At 45.6% G+C, this 17,399-nt stretch carries 15 protein-coding genes; 7 read left to right on the top strand and 8 right to left on the bottom strand.

Features of this window, described 5'->3' with window-relative positions; translation table 11 throughout:
- Positions 1–24 precede the first annotated feature (24 nt).
- Together KE626_RS03420 and KE626_RS03415 are read right to left on the bottom strand one after the other, a co-directional pair.
- Positions 25–1,692 carry an NAD+ synthase gene (locus KE626_RS03420; RefSeq protein ID WP_211971467.1) on the bottom strand — a complete coding sequence of 556 codons (1,668 nt, stop codon included), beginning with the start codon at positions 1,690–1,692 and terminating at the stop codon, positions 25–27.
- Between the two features lie 175 nt (positions 1,693–1,867).
- Positions 1,868–2,566, bottom strand: coding sequence for a porin family protein (locus KE626_RS03415; protein WP_211971466.1), 699 nt, complete (start codon positions 2,564–2,566; stop codon positions 1,868–1,870).
- Between the two features lie 73 nt (positions 2,567–2,639).
- Here KE626_RS03415 and gldB point away from each other — a divergent pair, with 73 nt between their 5' ends.
- A complete protein-coding gene (gldB, locus tag KE626_RS03410; protein ID WP_211971465.1) occupies positions 2,640–3,677 on the top strand; it encodes a gliding motility lipoprotein GldB in 1,038 nt (345 codons plus the stop codon).
- Positions 3,678–3,703: 26 nt separating this feature from the next.
- Here gldB and apaG read toward each other — a convergent pair whose 3' ends face one another.
- The 5 genes from apaG to KE626_RS03385 all read right to left on the bottom strand — a co-directional run bounded on the left by apaG (position 3,704) and on the right by KE626_RS03385 (position 6,381).
- Entirely contained in the window at positions 3,704–4,090 is a 387-nt protein-coding gene (apaG, locus tag KE626_RS03405) for a Co2+/Mg2+ efflux protein ApaG (RefSeq protein ID WP_106526994.1), read from the bottom strand.
- Between the two features lie 83 nt (positions 4,091–4,173).
- A complete protein-coding gene (locus tag KE626_RS03400) occupies positions 4,174–4,500 on the bottom strand; it encodes a DUF4157 domain-containing protein (RefSeq protein WP_211971464.1) in 327 nt (108 codons plus the stop codon).
- Positions 4,488–5,432 carry a DUF5777 family beta-barrel protein gene (locus KE626_RS03395; RefSeq protein WP_211971463.1) on the bottom strand — a complete coding sequence of 315 codons (945 nt, stop codon included), beginning with the start codon at positions 5,430–5,432 and terminating at the stop codon, positions 4,488–4,490. The genes KE626_RS03400 and KE626_RS03395 overlap by 13 nt, the downstream gene beginning before the upstream one ends.
- A gap of 11 nt (positions 5,433–5,443) precedes the next feature.
- Positions 5,444–5,992: a YceI family protein gene (locus KE626_RS03390; RefSeq protein WP_211971462.1), complete on the bottom strand. Its 549-nt coding sequence runs from the start codon at positions 5,990–5,992 to the stop codon at positions 5,444–5,446.
- Positions 5,993–6,009: 17 nt separating this feature from the next.
- The gene (locus tag KE626_RS03385) at positions 6,010–6,381 is read right to left on the bottom strand and encodes a hypothetical protein (RefSeq protein WP_211971461.1); all 372 of its coding nucleotides are present in this window, start codon (positions 6,379–6,381) and stop codon (positions 6,010–6,012) included.
- Between the two features lie 131 nt (positions 6,382–6,512).
- Between KE626_RS03385 and KE626_RS03380 the strand changes: the two genes are divergently transcribed.
- On the top strand, positions 6,513–7,793 hold the full coding sequence (locus KE626_RS03380) for a UDP-N-acetylmuramoyl-tripeptide--D-alanyl-D-alanine ligase (RefSeq protein ID WP_211971460.1): 1,281 nt from the start codon (positions 6,513–6,515) through the stop codon (positions 7,791–7,793).
- A gap of 185 nt (positions 7,794–7,978) precedes the next feature.
- Positions 7,979–11,326, top strand: a complete 3,348-nt coding sequence (locus KE626_RS03375) for a TonB-dependent receptor (protein ID WP_249207225.1) — start codon at positions 7,979–7,981, stop codon at positions 11,324–11,326.
- A 682-nt stretch (positions 11,327–12,008) separates the two neighbouring features.
- Here KE626_RS03375 and mce read toward each other — a convergent pair.
- Positions 12,009–12,410: a methylmalonyl-CoA epimerase gene (mce, locus tag KE626_RS03370; RefSeq protein WP_211971459.1), complete on the bottom strand. Its 402-nt coding sequence runs from the start codon at positions 12,408–12,410 to the stop codon at positions 12,009–12,011.
- Between the two features lie 129 nt (positions 12,411–12,539).
- Between mce and KE626_RS03365 the strand changes: the two genes are divergently transcribed.
- From KE626_RS03365 to KE626_RS03350, 4 genes are all read left to right on the top strand, one after another.
- Positions 12,540–13,745, top strand: a complete 1,206-nt coding sequence (locus KE626_RS03365) for an IscS subfamily cysteine desulfurase (RefSeq protein ID WP_211971458.1) — start codon at positions 12,540–12,542, stop codon at positions 13,743–13,745.
- 62 nt (positions 13,746–13,807) lie between these two features.
- A complete protein-coding gene (gldF, locus tag KE626_RS03360) occupies positions 13,808–14,548 on the top strand; it encodes a gliding motility-associated ABC transporter permease subunit GldF (RefSeq protein WP_211971457.1) in 741 nt (246 codons plus the stop codon).
- Between the two features lie 22 nt (positions 14,549–14,570).
- Positions 14,571–16,274 carry a gliding motility-associated ABC transporter substrate-binding protein GldG gene (gene gldG / locus KE626_RS03355; protein ID WP_211971456.1) on the top strand — a complete coding sequence of 568 codons (1,704 nt, stop codon included), beginning with the start codon at positions 14,571–14,573 and terminating at the stop codon, positions 16,272–16,274.
- A gap of 167 nt (positions 16,275–16,441) precedes the next feature.
- Complete coding sequence (locus tag KE626_RS03350; protein WP_211971455.1) at positions 16,442–17,380, top strand: TerC/Alx family metal homeostasis membrane protein; 939 nt, start codon at positions 16,442–16,444, stop codon at positions 17,378–17,380.
- The last annotated feature ends 19 nt before the right edge of the window (positions 17,381–17,399 follow it).

Raw genomic sequence — 17,399 nt, 5'->3', positions numbered from 1 at the left:
TGCTTTCTGCCTTTTGCTTTCTGCTCAGCTTAAATATTTCCCAACAATCGGCACTCTGCGCCCCACACCAAAGGCTTTAGACGATACCCGTATAATAGGGCAAAACTGATTTCGCTTGTACTCATTGGTGTTAACCATTTTTAAGGTCCGCGAAACCAAAGCGGAATCGAAACCCTTTGCTACTATTTCACGAGGACCCTGACGGCGCTCAATGTACTGGTAAAGGATTTTGTCGAGGATGGCGTAATCCGGTAAACTGTCGCTGTCTTTCTGATCAGGACGAAGCTCCGCAGAAGGCGCTTTGTCAATAATATTGACCGGTATAATTTCCTGTTGCCGGTTAATATAACGGGCCAGTGAGTATACCTGCATTTTATACACATCTCCCAAAACAGACAATCCTCCGGCCATATCTCCATATAAGGTACCATAACCGGTAGACAACTCGCTTTTGTTGGAAGTATTCAGGAGAATGTATCCAAATTTATTAGACAGTCCCATCAGCAGGTTACCGCGTATCCTGGACTGGGTATTTTCTTCTGCCACATTAAAGGGCAATCCTTTGAAATACGGATCCAGCGTGGCCAGGAAGGCTTCGTAAATATCATTGATGCGGATAATATCGTAGGGGTTACCCAGGTTTTCAGATAAAGCCACCGCATCATCCACTGAATGACTGGTAGAGTAGGGAGATGGCATCAGTATGGCCCTTACATTCTCTTTCCCCAGCGCATCGCAGGCAATAGCTAAGGTAACAGCGCTGTCGATACCGCCGGAAGATCCCAGGATAGCTTTAGTGAAGCCCATTTTCCCGAAGTAGTCACGGATTCCCATCACCAGTGCATCGTAAATGCGGTCAATATTATGATCAAATACCAGCTCGGTCAATGGGGTAAAGTCTGTTGGTGCCACTGGCTGTAAATCACTGCCTGTCAGCATTTCCAGGGCAACACCACCCATCGCTTCCTCAAAGTAGGGAAGTTCCTTTACGATATTGCCTTTTGCATCATAAATCAGGGAACCGCCATCAAACACAATCTCCGTCTGGGACCCCACCGTATTGCAGTAATACATGGGAATCTTATATTTTAATACATTGGCGAGAATAATCTCTTTCCTGTCTTCATCATGATCATAATCAAACGGAGAGGCGGAAATATTGATCATCACATCCGGCTCCTGGGCAATCAGCTGATCCATCGGGCAGATGCGGTACAAGGGGTTATCTCCCAGGTTCCAGATATCTTCACAAATGGTTACCGCCAGCTTTTTACCTTTGAAGGGAATGATGTTCCATTCGTAGGCCGGCTCGAAATAACGATACTCATCAAACACGTCGTAGGTAGGCAATAATGTTTTATGTACTACCTGCTTTACTTCGCCTTCATATAAGAACCAGGCGGCATTAAACAAATCTTTGCCCTCCCGTTGCGGATTGCGGGCAGGAGCGCCCACCAATACCGCAATATCTTTTGTATGCGCTTTTATCACATCAATGGCGTGATAGCTCTGCGCAATAAAGTCTTCAAACTCAAGGAAGTCACGGGGAGGATATCCGCAAACACATAATTCGGAAAATACCACGAGGTCCGCCCCCTGGGCTTTTGCAGCGTTGATTCCTTCAATGATTTTGGCGATGTTTTTCTCAAAATTGCCAATATGATAATTCTGCTGTGCCAGTATAATATTCATAAAAAAAATAATCCTGTTTTGATGGAGCAGAAGGCTGAAAGCCGAAAGCAAAAAGCCACTGCCTGATATTAAAAAACGTCTGCCTTCGCTGTTATTCCTTCGCTAGTATTAAAAATACCTTCTTCGCTGCTATCCCTTCGCCATTAGCTAACAGCTAAAAGCTAATGCCTAACAGCTAGAAAAACACTCCCAGTCTCAACGCAAAGCTGTTCATATTTACCCTTCCGTCGTTCCACTTACCATTACGGGTTACGTCTATAAATCCATTTTGATAGGTGATGCCGGCAAGACCGGTAAGATTGCCACCCAGCGGGTATTCTATACCTGCTCCCAGCAGCATGCCGATGTTGATACGATTCATTTCGGGCAGTATGTTTACCCGGTCAAAGGTTTGGTTCACCGATCCGTTGGTGGTCACCACGTTTGCCCGACCGCTTACCGGGAAGTCCAGGTAAGTACCAAATTGTCCCCAGAAACCGACTCCGCCTTCATCCGGCGAGGTTTTCAGCTTCAGCGCCACCGGTATTTCAATATAAGTAAGTTTCATGTTATACTCAGCCGGATTGGCCCTATAATCGCTCAGCCCTTTACCAGCATCATATTTAAGTTTGCTGCCGGCCAGCAGTACCTGGAATCCCGACGACAGCGCATAAGTGCCTCTTTCATTCAGGTTAAAGTCTGCCATCAGCCCAAAATTCAGTCCTAACCTGGCGCCGTTACGGTTCACCCCCGATTCCTGCGGTTTAAGGACAGATACCAGCGGATTGATGGTAAATCCCAGTTTCACCTTACTTCTGAACGCCTGATAGCCTTCCTGTGCCATGCTAACCTTCGCCATTCCCATGATAGTCAGCAAAATGATGATCTTCTTCATAGATGATGCTAGTTCATAATTTTTTATAATACAAGGTAAATAATAATTTTACCTTAGATGAGTTTTAAGAGCGATGCAAAGTTACATTAATAAATATACCCTGCTGATAAGTTGTCTTGCTGCCCTGTTGGGCGCTGCAGCCTGCAATTCCGGAACCAGAACGCCAGATGTGAGTCATATACCCATGACCGTTAGTCTGTCTCGTTTTGACTCCGCCCTTTTCACCTTAGACACCAACAATATCCGGCCGGGGCTGACAAAGCTGCATACAGATTACCCGGTATTCCTGCCGCTGTATATCACGGATATTATGAACCTGGGCGCATATTCCGACAGCAGTGCAGCGGTGCAACAGCAGCTCCGCCTGTTCTTGACCACCCCTGATTTCAGGCAGCTGGAAAAGTCGGTATCCGCAAAATACGGCAGCGGCGAACAGGTAAAGACTGAGCTGGCACAGTGTTTCCGGTATATTAAATATTATGTCCCTTCGTTTCGGCCGCCTAAAGTAGTCACTTTTATTTCCGGGATAGCCAATTATGGTGCCATTACTGTCGATTCAATACTGGGTATCGGGCTGGATATGTATATGGGAGAAGATTTTCCACCCTATGCACTGATCCCCGACTACCCTGATTATATGATCCACCGCTTTGCACCACAGTATATTGCTGTTAACTGTATGCAGGTGATCCAGCAACAGCTGTATCCACCTGCCCGGAAAAATGGCAACCTGCTGGAACAGATGATGGAAGCCGGTAAGCAACAGTATTTCCTGGATAAGGTATTACCCGGAACGCCGGATACTATCAAGCTGGGCTATACGAAAGACCAGCTGGACTGGTGCCGGGCAAACGAGCAAATGATCTGGCAGTTTTTTGTACAGAACAACCTGGTATATTCCAGCGACTGGCAGCAGATCAATCATTTTATTGGTGATGGCCCTTCTACACAGGGCATGCCCGAGGGTGCTCCCGGTAAAATTGCCAATTTTGTTGGATGGCAGATCATAAAAAAGTATATGGGTGAGCACAAGGAGATGACCTTGCAGCAACTGATGGAATCGAAAAACGTGACGGAAATTTTCAAAGCCTCGAAGTACAGGCCCCGATAAGGATTACAGGCTAAACGAAGACGGAATTAATTCAATTTAAAAGGAACCACCATTTGGAACTCCGGGATTTTTACTTCCAGGATCTTCTTATCCAGTTGGTTCTCCATTTGATAAGTACCATACATCTTACCTATCTCCGTACGAAGATTGGATCCCGAGACGTATTGGTATGTTTCACCGGGGGCCAGCAATGGTTGAACACCTACCACACCTTCTCCCTCCACCTCACGGTGTGTTCCGTTGGAATCGATAATATACCAATGCCGGCGGAGCAGTTTAATGGGGAATGTGTTATTGTTCTCAATGGTAATACGGTAAGCAAACATGAATTCGCTTCCAATAGGATTTGAATAATCCGGCTGGTAGAATGTTTCCACGCTGATGGTGATGCCCTCTGTTACCTTCTTAACCATAAAATCAACCTTTAACGTAAAAATAAGAAAAATAAAACCAGTGGCTGGAAAAAATCTGATATCAGCCCTACTTTAACGATTCTTTAGATTATTTCGATATTGTCCAGGATGGCAGGGTCCCCTTCGGATGCCCTTGCCGCTACCTCGAGCGCGTTGTTATAGTAGCCTTTGCGCAGGTATTCTGCAAAATATCTCCATAAAAAACCTAAAAAACCAAATTGCTGGTATTGTTTCACATGGCAAGCCTCGTGCCGCATCCACGGGATATCCGATAAAAAACGTTCCCGGGACGCTCCATACAGGTGTATAGTGCGTCCCAGGACCATGGCTACAGACTGTACCCGCATAAAGCGGGCAGCTACTTTGGCCAACCATGAATTTTCACGTATGCGGCATCTTATTTTTTCCAATCTTTCTTCCCGAATAACGTAAATCTACGGGAAATATTGAATCCCCAGCGGAATTGTCCCTGCAACCACGAAGTGGTGGTTTCAGGAATAAACTGGTTTTCCAGTATAGAAGTGGAGTTGGTAAAGGTAATGCTAAATACGTGGCCGCCGGTTTCTATTTCCAGGCCCAGCCCCAGCGGGTTATAAAAAGTAATGCCCTTGGTAGCCTTGAAGTAGTCCTTACTTTCCTGGCTGCGGAAGGGATAATAATATTCTGCCAGCAATCCCAGGCGCTTACTCAGTTTGAGCCTGCCCGCGGCGCCCAGTGCAAACAGGTTGTTTACATCCATATACGCCACGTGGTTGCGGTGTACATAGGTAGGCGCCAGGGTCAGGGACAATCTATTGGCAAATTTTCTTGATACCAGCGCTTGTGCCACATACATTAACCGGTCTGACCCGTCTTCAAAATGGGAAGCCGCCGTTTTATCCGTGCTGGACGTCATACCGCTGATAACCGCATTACCAAATACGGCCAGCGATACGGGTACATGGTCATCGGTGGTTTGCTGGAGGAAGCGATATTTAATCAACCCTTCATACAACTGCTGCAAATCCCCGCCCCCCTTACTTCTGCTGATGCCCACCATCAGGTTATCACTGATGCCATATTCAAAAGCAATACGGATATCAGTAGAGTTATCGGTACCGAAGAAGGTTTTGCTACCACCGAATTCGCCGCCAACATCACCAAAACGATGCGCTACACGGAAATCCAGCTCATGTTTGCGGAGCATTTCGGTGGACTGTCCCTGCACGATGCGGGTAGACTTATAAGTATCCCGTACGCGCGTATGCGTGGCAGTTGTAGAGTCAAAAAGCTTGTCGAGGCCCTGAGCCTGTGCGTACGTGCTGATAATACAGCACAACAGTATGGTTGATACTATCTTCATGAATAATGCTATTATTTACTGTAAGGAGTATAGATGGCATTCACCGTTACGGCTACTACTTCGGCCACATTTTGTACCACCAGCGACGGAATTTTTATACCGTGGTCGGCTACACGAACATTAAAGGTGGAGTTCACCGTAATGTTGCTTCCCTGCGTGGTAATGGTTCCTTTCGCCGTATAGGTTTTATCAATACCATGGATGCTCAGTGTACCCGTTACCGTAACCGGGTAGGTGCCATTTTTGCTGAATTCCGGTGAGTCATTGATCTTACCTTTAAATTCTGCAAAGGGGTATTTATCGCTTTCCAGGTAGTTTTCATTAAAGTGCTCCTGCATCAGTTTTTTCTTAAACTGAAAAGAGTTGATAGGCACTTTAAAGAAAATATCTTTTGTTTTTGTATTGATGGCAGACGCACCCTTATCTGTTTTTGCTTCAATATCTTCCAGGGGAGAAGAAGAAAAAAAGGATAAACGGGTATTCTTGCAGGAGTACAGCTCCTGCGCATCAGCAGTGGACACAGCCAGCCATGCACTCATAAAAAGCAGCCAGTATTTCATGTTTATCTCTTTTTAAATTATTGATCGGGAAGTCCGTGCGCGATCCAGCAGGCAATAGAATCCTTTGTTCCCTGTGAAAGCGCGGGATATCCCATCGACTGTGGCATATCTGCCTGTGGGCCGGTAACACGTAAATCGAAGACTGACCGGTGCGTATTGATGTAAGCCTTTAATTTTTCTGCGGTAGAAAAATCTGCCACGGTGGGCGAGTTGCCACCCGGGTGACAGCCGCGGGAGCTACAGTTTGCCTGTATCGTAGCAAATACGTAAGCTGTTGTAATTTTGGCAACATCGCAGTTTACACCACCGCTTACAGGCGCAGGGGCCTGATCATTTTTACAGGCAGCAAACAGCAGCATGGCCAATAAAAAAAAACTAATCCTTGTCATAGGTTTTTCAAAATTTGATTGCTGATAGTGTTATACGGGATAGCATTTAAATTGGTTGCCTCTAAACAGGGATAAAATTCTGCTATATTACATGATTAACCACTTATTTTTGCATCAAACAAGTAACGACCGTGAATATTGAACAACTATACAGCATCTACCAGCAACATCGCTCGGTACAAACCGATACCCGCAAACTGAAAGCCAACGATATTTTCTTTGCGCTGAAGGGCGGCAATTTTAACGGTAACGAATTTGCAGCCAAAGCACTGGAGATGGGCGCTGCCTACGCAGTAGTGGATGAAGCTGCCTATTTTACCGTTCCGGAAAAAATGATGCTGGTAGATGACGCCCAGGAAGCCTTGCAACAGCTGGCTTTAAAACACCGTCAACAATTGAATATTCCTTTCCTGGCCATTACCGGCACTAACGGTAAAACCACTACGAAAGAACTGATCAATGCGGCTTTATCTGCCGGGTTAAAAACTTATGCCACCATTGGCAATCTCAATAATCATATCGGGGTTCCGCTTACTATTTTAAGTATACAACCCGATGTGGAAATAGCAGTAATAGAAATGGGCGCCAACCACCAACTGGAAATAGCCGGTTACTGCAAAATTGCGTTGCCCACACATGGTATCATCACCAACATCGGGAAAGCGCACCTGGAAGGATTTGGCAGCGAAGAAGGGGTGAAGAAAGCCAAAGGCGAACTCTATGACTTCTTACGGGCCAACAATGGGACCGTATTTGTATGCAACGACTATGGTTACCTCACAGAAATGGCGAAGGGCATCCCGCATATTATTACCTATGGCAGCGCCCATGCCAATTATACAGGCGAAGCCATTGCCGACACGGCATTCCTGGCCGTCCAGGTAAACGGTAACAGCCAGGTAGGATTTATCCAGACACAGCTGGTAGGCGCTTACAACTTCCCGAACGTAATGGCAGCGGTAGCAGTAGCCACCCACTTTGGCGTACCGGAAAAAGATATCGCCCCGGCTATTGCCAGTTATATACCCTCCAATAACCGCTCACAGGTAATACAGCAAGGCAGCAATACCATTATCATGGACGCTTATAATGCCAATCCCTCCAGCATGAAAGCGGCCATCGAAAATTTTGCCGGCATACAGGCCGATAAAAAAATACTGTTGCTCGGCGCTATGATGGAGCTGGGAACAGATAGCATCAAAGAACACCAGGACCTCGTTACCTTACTGGAACGCACACACTGGGATGCCGTAGTATTGGTGGGCGGTGATTTTAAAAAGGTAACGCATCCCTACATCTTCCTGGAAAACTCCGCAGAGGCCGGAAAATGGCTCCAACAACAGCAGTTCCAGCACGCCCATATACTGATCAAAGGCTCCAGGAGCACAGGTATGGAAAAGGTGGTGCTATAAGCGGAAAGCAAAAAGCAGAAAGTAAAAAGCTATTGAGGCGAATAATTTAAGCGGATACCCGGTTAGTTCATTCGCCTAAATAGCTTTTTTGCTTTCTGCCCACAAAAATTAAATTAACTATTTCATAATTGTATTATTTTTAATACTTCAATCTGTCATTTGAACTTTGCCAAAATCTGAATCGCATGCACAAGAAAATCTGGTGTTACCTCATCTGTATGCTTTGTTGCGTACTATTGATCCCTAACGCCCTATTTGCCCAGGAAACAACCGCCGATATTGCGGGTACTATTGGCAGTAAAGAAGGCCCTGTGCCAGGGGCCAGCATTGTAGCCATACACTTGCCTACCGGCACAAAGTACAATACCGTTTCAAGAAAAGATGGCCGCTTTAATTTGCCCAATCTTCGTGTAGGCGGGCCCTATACCCTGACCATCTCCTACATTGGTTTCAAAGAAGAAAAACGGGAAAATATTTCCCTTTCACTGGGACAGGAATACAAAGCAGATGTAACGCTGCAACCCAGTACAAGCACGCTGAGAGAAATAGTAGTGACTTCTATCAGCCAGAACAAAGTAATCAACAAAGCCCGTACCGGTAGCCAGGAAGTAATTACCCGCTCGCAAATGGACCGTCTGCCTACTATCAGCAGGTCTATGCAGGACTTTACCAAATTAACACCTTCCGCCAACGGCCTGAATATTGGCGGCAGAAGCAACCAGTTAAATAACATCACCGTTGATGGCGCCAACTTCAACAACTCTTTCGGCTTGCAGCCTACACTTGGTTCCCAAACATCTTCACAGCCAATCAGCCTCGAAGCACTGGAACAGATCCAGGTAAACGTATCGCCATATGACGTAAGACAAGGCGGATTTTCAGGCGCAGGTATCAACAGCGTTACCAAAAGCGGTACCAACACCTTTAAAGGATCGGTATATACCTATATCCAAACGCCGGGCTTACAGGGCTTAAAAGCACGTACCGCCACCGTTCCCAAACCGGATTTTAATTATAACATGCGCGGGTTTTCTGCCGGCGGCGCTATTATACAAAATAAACTGTTCTTCTTCGTAAGTGCAGAACAGGAAAGAATCAAAGCGCCGGCCACCAGTCTTGTAGCCAACAAACCAGGCGGCGTACCGGGTGGCAACGTATCACAGGCGGTAGCTGATACCCTCGACGCGCTCAAACAATTCCTGATAAGTAAATACGGATACAATCCCGGCGATTACCAGAACTATACTTACCGCACGCAAAGCGACAAGGTAACTTTTAAGGTAGACTGGAATGTGAATGATCATAACACATTTACGTTCAAATACAGTTACCTGAAGTCGTTCAAGGATATTCCGGCCAGCAACAGCGGTGCGCCAGGTGGCGGAGCAGTTGGAAGCGGCCGTCAGCCCAGCGCTACCGGTCTTCCTTTCAGCGGCAGCGGATATACCATCAATAATAATTTCAACATTTTTATTGCTGAATTAAATACCCGTATCGGTAACCGTGCCTCCAACAAATTCCAGATCGGCTATTCCGCATTGCGCGATTTCAGATCCGCACTTTCTCAAGGCAATTTCCCGTTGGTAGATATTATGAACGGGCAGGGCGCCAGTTACACCGCTTTCGGTTACGAGCCATTTACCTATAACAATAAGCTCAATACCAATGTGTACCAGTTATCCGACATCTTTACCATGTACAAGGGTAAACATGAAATTACAGTTGGTACCCAAAACTATTACAAAACATTCCTGAATGGTTTTGCGCCCAACTATAACGGTAACTATCGCTTTAATACGCTGCAGGATTTCTATGCCAGTGCCAACCAGGGCCTGCCTACCGCGTCCAGGTATGCGTTGTCATTTGCTACTACCAAAGACAAATCCTTTCCCTTTGCTAAAATCAACATGCTGGAACTCGGTGCGTTTATACAGGATAAATGGAGTGTTACCAACTTCTTTACCTTTACCTATGGTGTACGTATAGACGTTCCTGTTATAGGCAGCACCTTCGATAAAAATGATTCCCTGGCGGCATTAACTTTCAGGGATGGCGTGAAGATAGATGTAGGCAGCGCGCCCAAAACCGCTCCGCTGATTTCCCCCAGGGTTGGCTTTAACTGGGATATCACACATGATGGGAAAACACAGCTGCGTGGCGGCGCCGGCTTGTTTGCAGGTCCTCCTCCGGCTGTTTGGCTGAGCAACCAGGCGGGTAATAATGGCGTACAGTTTGGTTCGTTCACAGCGCAAACCAGCTTACCAAACGTACCGGTTATCAACTATCCGTTTAGTGCAGATCCCAATACTTACCGCGATAACTCCGGGCAGCTGTCCAAACAATATAATATAGCCGTTACCGATAGGAATTTCAAATATCCGCAGGTATTGAAAGTAACGCTGGCGGTAGACCGTCAGTTGCCGTGGGGCATCATTGGTACATTGGAAGCCAACTACTCCAAAGATATCAATGCAGTATATTTCCAGAACGTAAACCTTCCTGCTACCGGGTTCCGCCTGGATAGCACCCCGGATAACCGTTTACGTTACAGCGGTTCAAAAATTTACAGTGCAGGTACCAGCCTGGGCAATCCCAATATCAGCGATGCCATCCTGATGCGTAATACCAGCAAAGGCTATTCTTATTTTGCCACCATTCAATTGCAACGTAACGTCAACAATCTTTACCTGAGCGCAGCCTATACCTACAGTAAAGCACGCAGCGTAAATGACGGTGGCAGCATTGCGCAGAGCAACTGGCGCGACCGTCCGGTACAGGGCGATCCAAATGAAAATACATTGGGTTATTCCAACTACTACATGCCACATCGTGTGGTGGCCGCTGCTTCCTACCGGTTTACCTGGGCCAAACATTTTGCTACTTCATTCGGTTTGATCTATGAAGCAGCCCCCAGCGTAAATGTACTTTACAGCGCTACTTCCTACACTTATAACGGTGACCTGAACAACGATGGTTCCGGCGGTAACAATGACCTGATCTATATTCCAAGAAACAGGAATGAAATCAAACTGGTGCCGGTGGGCTATGGCGATAAAGGCTATGATGCTGCTACCAATGCCGATAAACGCAGTGCCACTGTAATCTGGAATCAGTTGGATAATTTCATCAAACAGGACGCCTACCTGAGCGAACACCGTGGCGAATATGCAGAGCGTAACGCTGTTGTGCTGCCATTTGCAAAAAGAATGGATGTAAATGTGACACAGGATATTTTTGTATATACCGGTAAAGATAAAACCAAACATACATTACGTATCAGCTTCGACATTATCAACTTTGGTAACTTCCTGAACAAGAACTGGGGTATCTCCAAAATCCCGAATGTGCCGTCTTTCCTGAAGTATGAAGGACAGTATAAGGATCCTTCCGGTAATACCACAAATGCCGCTGCCTTCTCTTTCCCTTACCAGGATGCAGCTAACCAGATTCCTGTTACCAATTCATGGAGGGATAATACCAATACTGTTTCACGCTGGCAGGGACAGCTGGGCATAAAATATCTCTTTAACTAGGACTATGATTCATTTGATTCATTTGATTATCCTGATGAGCGGAGATTAAAGCGAATAACATAGATATAAAATGAAAAAGTCCGGAAGCTTCCGGACTTTTTCGTTTTACATGACTTTTTCCTTTACATAAGCAATATGTCGGTTTGCATTCGTACAGTTTGATCTGCGTTGTTACCTCCGCTCATCAGGATAATCATATGAATCAAATGAATCACCGTCCACAATTTATTTTCTGCCGTGGCGTTAAATAGAAAGAACTGCCTGCAAAGCGGCAGCGTCCCTTCCTCTGATTTACCTGATATTATTGTTGAATCTGATCCCTCTTATGCACAAGTGGCTTTAAAAAAAAGACCTGCAAGCTAAAAAACCCGCAGGTGTTCATAACCTATGCCAACTTTAGAGTAATCGTTAAAACTTAAACTGTTAATAATCTATAAAGCTTAAGTCCTATAATATTTTGAGTATTGTTCTTTTTTGTATTTGTGTGTTTGTAGATATAACGTAATGGAAAATGTATTTGTTCAAAAAATTACAAAAATTAATTTTGGTTTTAACTTTTTTTGTGCCCTTTTGGGGGGTGTTTCATAATTACTTACGAATGGTTAATTCCTTTGGATTGCTAAAATGGAAAAAAAATTAAAAAAAATATTATTATTTATATTTAATATATATAAGTAAATGTTTACTTGATATCCTGACAAATTTCTATCAGAACTCCGTTACTGTGCTTAGGATGCAGGAAACATATTAATTTATTATCTGCTCCTTTTTTGGGTGTTTCCTGCAATAAAACAAACCCTTCTTCCTGTAATCTTTTCATTTCTGCATAGATATCCGCTACTTCAAATGCAATGTGATGCATCCCTTCTCCTTTTTTATCCAGGAACTTTGCAATAGCGCTGCCCGGCCCGGTAGCTTCCAGTAATTCTATTTTGGTTTCGCCCTGCTGGAAAAAGGCGGTCATTACCTGTTCACTGTCTACTTCCTCCTGTTTGTAGCAGCTGGTGTTCAACAGTTTTTCGAATAGCGGAACGGAATCCGACAGAGATTTTACCGCGATGCCAATATGTTCTACCCTGAGCATGTTTAAAGTTTACAATGTACATGAAATGCGGTATCCCTACAGCATTTCCGGAATATGCTTAACCCGGTAAAAATAGAACTTATGTTGTAAATTTGTTTAGTTCGGATTTTAATATCAATAGCAACAAATATGTTACAGCTGCCTGTTTACCTGGACAACAACGCTACCACGCCCTGCGATCCCAGGGTGTTGGCTACCATGTTACCTTATTTCACAGAAATATATGGTAATGCGGCCAGCCGGAGTCACCCGTTTGGCTGGGCGGCGGAAGAAGCGGTGGACTATGCCCGTGAACAGGTAGCGAAGCTGATCGGAGCCGATTCCAGGGAAATGATATTTACTTCCGGCGCCACGGAAGCCGTAAACCTTGCCATCAAAGGGGTGTACGACATGTATGCCGGCAAGGGGCAGCATATTATTACAGCCGTTACAGAACATAAAGCCGTACTGGATACCTGCAAACATCTCGAAAAAAAAGGCGCGCAGATCACCTGGCTGCCGGTGAACCGGGAAGGCTTCATTGACCTGGCAGCGCTGGAAGCGGCCATTACCCCGCAAACTATTCTTATCAGTATCATGTACGCCAATAACGAAACGGGAGTGATCCAGCCAATACGCGCCATCAGCGATATTGCCAGGAAACATGGCGTGCTGTTTATGACCGATGCCACCCAGGCTGCCGGAAAAATCCCTGTTGACGTAAACAAGGATGGTATTGACCTGCTCACCCTCAGCGCACATAAAATGTATGGACCCAAAGGTATTGGCGCCCTGTATGTACGCAGACGGTCGCCACGTGTGCGGCTCACTGCCCAGATAGATGGTGGCGGCCATGAAAGAGGTATACGCTCCGGCACCTTGAATGTGCCCGGCATTGCAGGACTGGGTAAGGCGGCCGAAATATGCCGGGAAGAAATGACGGCAGATACAGCCAGGATAGCTCCTATGAGAGACCGGCTGGAAAAGGCATTGCTGAAACTGGAACAATCGTATGTAAATGGTTCTACCATTCATCGCCTGCCCCAAACCACCAACCTTTCCTTTAAATACGTGGAAAGCGAGGCGCTCATCATGGGTTTTAACAAAACCATCGCGCTTTCTACCGGTTCCGCCTGTACGTCGGCCTCGCTGGAGCCCAGCTACGTGCTGAAAGCGCTGGGCATAAGCGACGACCTGGCACATGCCTCCCTCCGCTTCGGCCTGGGACGTTTTACTACAGACGAGCAGGTGGATTACGCCATCCGTACGGTGACAGAGGCGGTTAATAAACTGAGAAGCACCAGTCCCGTCTGGGAAATGTATAAAGATGGTGTAGACCTTGATACAATAGCCTGAAAGGTAATAGCGTTTAGCTATATTTGTATCTTTACTAATATCCTAATCCTTACAAACTGTTCATGCTAGCCATCTTTAAGAAAGAGATAAACCAGTTTTTCAGCAGTGTTACCGGCTACGTAGCCATTATCCTGTTTTTGCTGGCAAACGGATTATTACTCTTCGTTTTTCCGGAAACCAGTTTGCTCGATACCGGCTATGCCAACCTGGACCCGCTGTTTAACCTGGCGCCGCTTATTTACCTGTTGCTGATACCCGCCATTACCATGCGTTGCTTTGCCGATGAATTTAAAACCGGCACCATGGAACTACTCAGTACCAAACCACTGACCGGCTGGCAGATTGTATTGGGCAAATTCTGGGGCAGCATAGTGATCGTACTCATTTCTCTTTTGCCTACCATCGTATATTATTTTGCCATCCGGCAGTTAAGTGTAGATACCCAACAGCCGGATACCGGCGGCATCATAGGGTCTTATATCGGGTTATTATTGCTGGGCGCAGCTTTCACGGCTACAGGCATATGGGCGTCTTCCCTAACCAATAATGCCATGGTGGCCTTTCTCATTGCGCTGTTTACCTGCTTTATATTTTATAATGGATTTGATGCCCTGAGCAAAATACCTGCTTTCAGCGGCGGGGCGGACTATTACCTGCAGATGGCCGGTATTAAATTTCATTATACTTCTATGAGCCGCGGCGTAATCGATAGCCGCGATATGATCTATTTTATCAGCGTTATAGGCCTGATGCTCTATCTCACTAAATTATCCCTCCAAAGAAAACTCTGGCAAAACGGCTAAAAGTCCGGGCTTACTAAATGATATGGCTACACGAAAAAAATACATACAACGTGCAATTACCGTAATACTGGTACTCACGGGCATCAATATAGCAGCCGCTTATTTCCACGGCAGGTGGGATCTGACAGGAGAAAAAAGATATACGCTCACCGCCAACACCCGGCAAATGCTACGTAAACTGGACAGTCCGGTGGAAATTGAGGTGTTCCTGAAAGGAGACTATCCGGCCAGCTTCCGGCAATTGGCGCAGTCGACCTCCGAACTGCTGGAAGAGTTCCGCGAATATGGTAAACAAAACTTACGTTTTACTTTTATCAATCCTGGCCAGGGGATGACCGATACTGCCCGCATGAAGTTCCTCGGAGAGCTGACGGCCCAAGGCATCATGCCCTTCAATATGAAGGTACAGCAGGAAGCCAACGACGGTTTTGCCGAAAAACTCATCTTCCCCGGGGCATTGGTACATTACAAAGGGAAAACCATCGGCGTAAACCTGTTAAAGAACCAGGGCGGACAAGATCCCATGCAAACCATGAACAGCTCCGAAGCCTTGCTGGAATACCAGTTTGCCAATGCCATCACCAAACTGCAGGAAAAGGAGAAACCACTGGTAGGCTATATGATGGGCCATGGAGAATCACTGGGCGCAGAAGTATATGATGCGCTAAGTACCCTGCAAACAAACTATGCATTGGATACGCTTACCCTGCAATCTGCCTCGCATATTTCGAATGAATTTGATGTAATCCTCTTTGCCAAGCCGGCAGCGGCTTTCAGCGAAACAGATAAATTGAAGATAGACCAGTATGTAATGAATGGTGGTAAAGTGCTGTGGTTTATTGATGAATCCAGCGCCAGCATGGATAGTTTACACCAGCGTAATGAATTTGCGGCAGTAGACCGCGGACTAAACCTGGAAGACCTGCTGTTCCGCTATGGCGTGCGTATCAACCAGGACCTCATCATGGATCTGCAGAGCGATGTGGTACCGCTGGTGGTGGGTAATGTAGGCAACCGGCCGCAGATACAACCGGTCCCCTTTCCTTACTTTCCCATGCTGATGCCTACCAAAGCCCATCCCATTGTAAAAAATCTGGATATGGTGCTGAGTCGCTTTGTAAGTTCTATGGATACCATTAAGAACGACGCGATCAGCAAAACCATCTTGCTTACCAGCTCCCGCAACAGCCGTACTACACGCCTGCCCGCAGAAATTGCCTGGGATGTGGTGAAAACACAGCCCAATCCCCGTGAATACCGACAACAGTATTTACCCGCTGCCGTTTTGCTGGAAGGAAATTTTACTTCGCTGTTTCATAACCGCCAGGACCCTGCTGCGGTAGAGGCGCTGCAACACGCATCCGGCCGACCTTTCCGGGATGCTACTGATACGGTGAATAAAATGATCGTGGTAAGTGATGGCGACCTGATCGCCAATGCCGTTTCCCGAAAGGAGGGCCCGCTGCAAATGGGGATCAACGAATTTAATCCGGGCTTTGCCTTTGCCAATAAAGAGTTTTTCCTCAACTGCCTGGAATACCTCTGTGGTAACAGCAGTATTATGGCAGCCCGCAACAAGGAGCTGACGCAGCGCCTGCTTGATCCGGAAAAAATCAGGCAAACAAAAACCAAGTGGCAGGTGATCTGCTTCCTGGTGCCCATAGGACTCATACTCCTCTTTGCCATGGTTTTCCAGTTTAGACGCCAGAAAGCTTTTAGCAGTTAGCTTTTAGCTTTTAGCAAGCGAAGATTAACATAATATAGTCTTCGCTGCATTTACTAAAAGCTAACGGCTAAAAGCTAATAGCTGGTTCGCTGCATTTACTAAAAGCTAATGGCTAAAAGCTAACTGCTGTTTCACTATCTTTGCACCTCATAAAAAAAACAGCCTTCATGACCTCCATACAATGGACCTATCTGATATTCTTTATTGTAGTAATTATTGCATTGGTGTTTGATCTGGGTCTGTTTAGTAAGAAAAACGAGAAAACATCTATGAAAACTGCGCTATGGCAGAGCATCTTCTGGGTAGGCCTCTCCGTTTTGTTTTTTGGATTCATGTGGTTTGAAGATGGTTCCGAAACCGCGATCAGTTTCATGAGCGCTTATCTGATGGAGAAGTCATTATCCATGGATAATATTTTTGTGTTCATTCTCATATTTAGTTTTTTTAAGATAAAAGAAGAAAACTATGCCAGGGTGCTGCTGATAGGTATTATACTTGCCATTGTTTTCAGGGCCATCTTTATCAGTGTAGGCGTGGTATTGATAAAACAATTTGAATGGATCCTGTATATTTTCGGCGCGTTCCTGCTATATACCGGGGTGAAGATGTTTACAGCCAACAGCGATGATGAATTTAAACCGGAAGAAAATTTTGCTTACCGGTTCATGAATAAATATATGCGGGTAACAACAGAAGAGCCAAAAGGCCGTTTTGTTATTCGGAAACATAATAAGGCATATCTCACCACGTTATCATTAGTAGTGGTAATGCTGGCGGTCACTGATATTATCTTTGCACTGGATTCTATTCCGGCTGTATTTGCCATATCACAACAACCGGTGGTGGTATATACCTCCAATATATTTGCGGTATTAGGACTCAGGTCCTTATTCTTTTTGCTGAGAGGAGCGGTAGATAAATTTGATTATTTACCCCAGGGTATTGCTATTGTGCTTATTTTCATAGGACTGAAAATGCTGGCAGAGTATTTTATTCACATACCGGTATATGTATCGTTGATAGTAATTATACTATGCCTTGGAGGTTCCATCCTCTATTCCCTCTATCATCAGAAAAAAGAAATACCGGAAGCAGAAGAGAAGTAAAAAGCAGCTGTAGACAATG

Origin of the sequence: Chitinophaga hostae, assembly GCF_018224885.1 — a bacterium.
Lineage (GTDB): Bacteria > Bacteroidota > Bacteroidia > Chitinophagales > Chitinophagaceae > Chitinophaga > Chitinophaga hostae.
The sequence above is the reverse complement of the archived record's forward strand: the minus strand, read 5'-3'. Positions and strand labels throughout refer to the sequence as shown.

What these genes read in the sequence shown, in the direction of transcription:
- KE626_RS03420 (WP_211971467.1), bottom strand. Translation starts at nt 1,692, where the DNA reads ATGAATATTATACTGGCACAGCAGAATTATCATATTGGCAATTTTGAG.
- KE626_RS03415 (WP_211971466.1), bottom strand. Translation starts at nt 2,566, where the DNA reads ATGAAGAAGATCATCATTTTGCTGACTATCATGGGAATGGCGAAGGTT.
- gldB (WP_211971465.1), top strand. Translation starts at nt 2,640, where the DNA reads ATGCAAAGTTACATTAATAAATATACCCTGCTGATAAGTTGTCTTGCT.
- apaG (WP_106526994.1), bottom strand. Translation starts at nt 4,090, where the DNA reads ATGGTTAAGAAGGTAACAGAGGGCATCACCATCAGCGTGGAAACATTC.
- KE626_RS03395 (WP_211971463.1), bottom strand. Translation starts at nt 5,432, where the DNA reads ATGAAGATAGTATCAACCATACTGTTGTGCTGTATTATCAGCACGTAC.
- KE626_RS03390 (WP_211971462.1), bottom strand. Translation starts at nt 5,992, where the DNA reads ATGAAATACTGGCTGCTTTTTATGAGTGCATGGCTGGCTGTGTCCACT.
- KE626_RS03385 (WP_211971461.1), bottom strand. Translation starts at nt 6,381, where the DNA reads ATGACAAGGATTAGTTTTTTTTTATTGGCCATGCTGCTGTTTGCTGCC.
- KE626_RS03375 (WP_249207225.1), top strand. Translation starts at nt 7,979, where the DNA reads ATGCACAAGAAAATCTGGTGTTACCTCATCTGTATGCTTTGTTGCGTA.
- mce (WP_211971459.1), bottom strand. Translation starts at nt 12,410, where the DNA reads ATGCTCAGGGTAGAACATATTGGCATCGCGGTAAAATCTCTGTCGGAT.
- KE626_RS03365 (WP_211971458.1), top strand. Translation starts at nt 12,540, where the DNA reads ATGTTACAGCTGCCTGTTTACCTGGACAACAACGCTACCACGCCCTGC.
- gldF (WP_211971457.1), top strand. Translation starts at nt 13,808, where the DNA reads ATGCTAGCCATCTTTAAGAAAGAGATAAACCAGTTTTTCAGCAGTGTT.
- gldG (WP_211971456.1), top strand. Translation starts at nt 14,571, where the DNA reads ATGGCTACACGAAAAAAATACATACAACGTGCAATTACCGTAATACTG.
- KE626_RS03350 (WP_211971455.1), top strand. Translation starts at nt 16,442, where the DNA reads ATGACCTCCATACAATGGACCTATCTGATATTCTTTATTGTAGTAATT.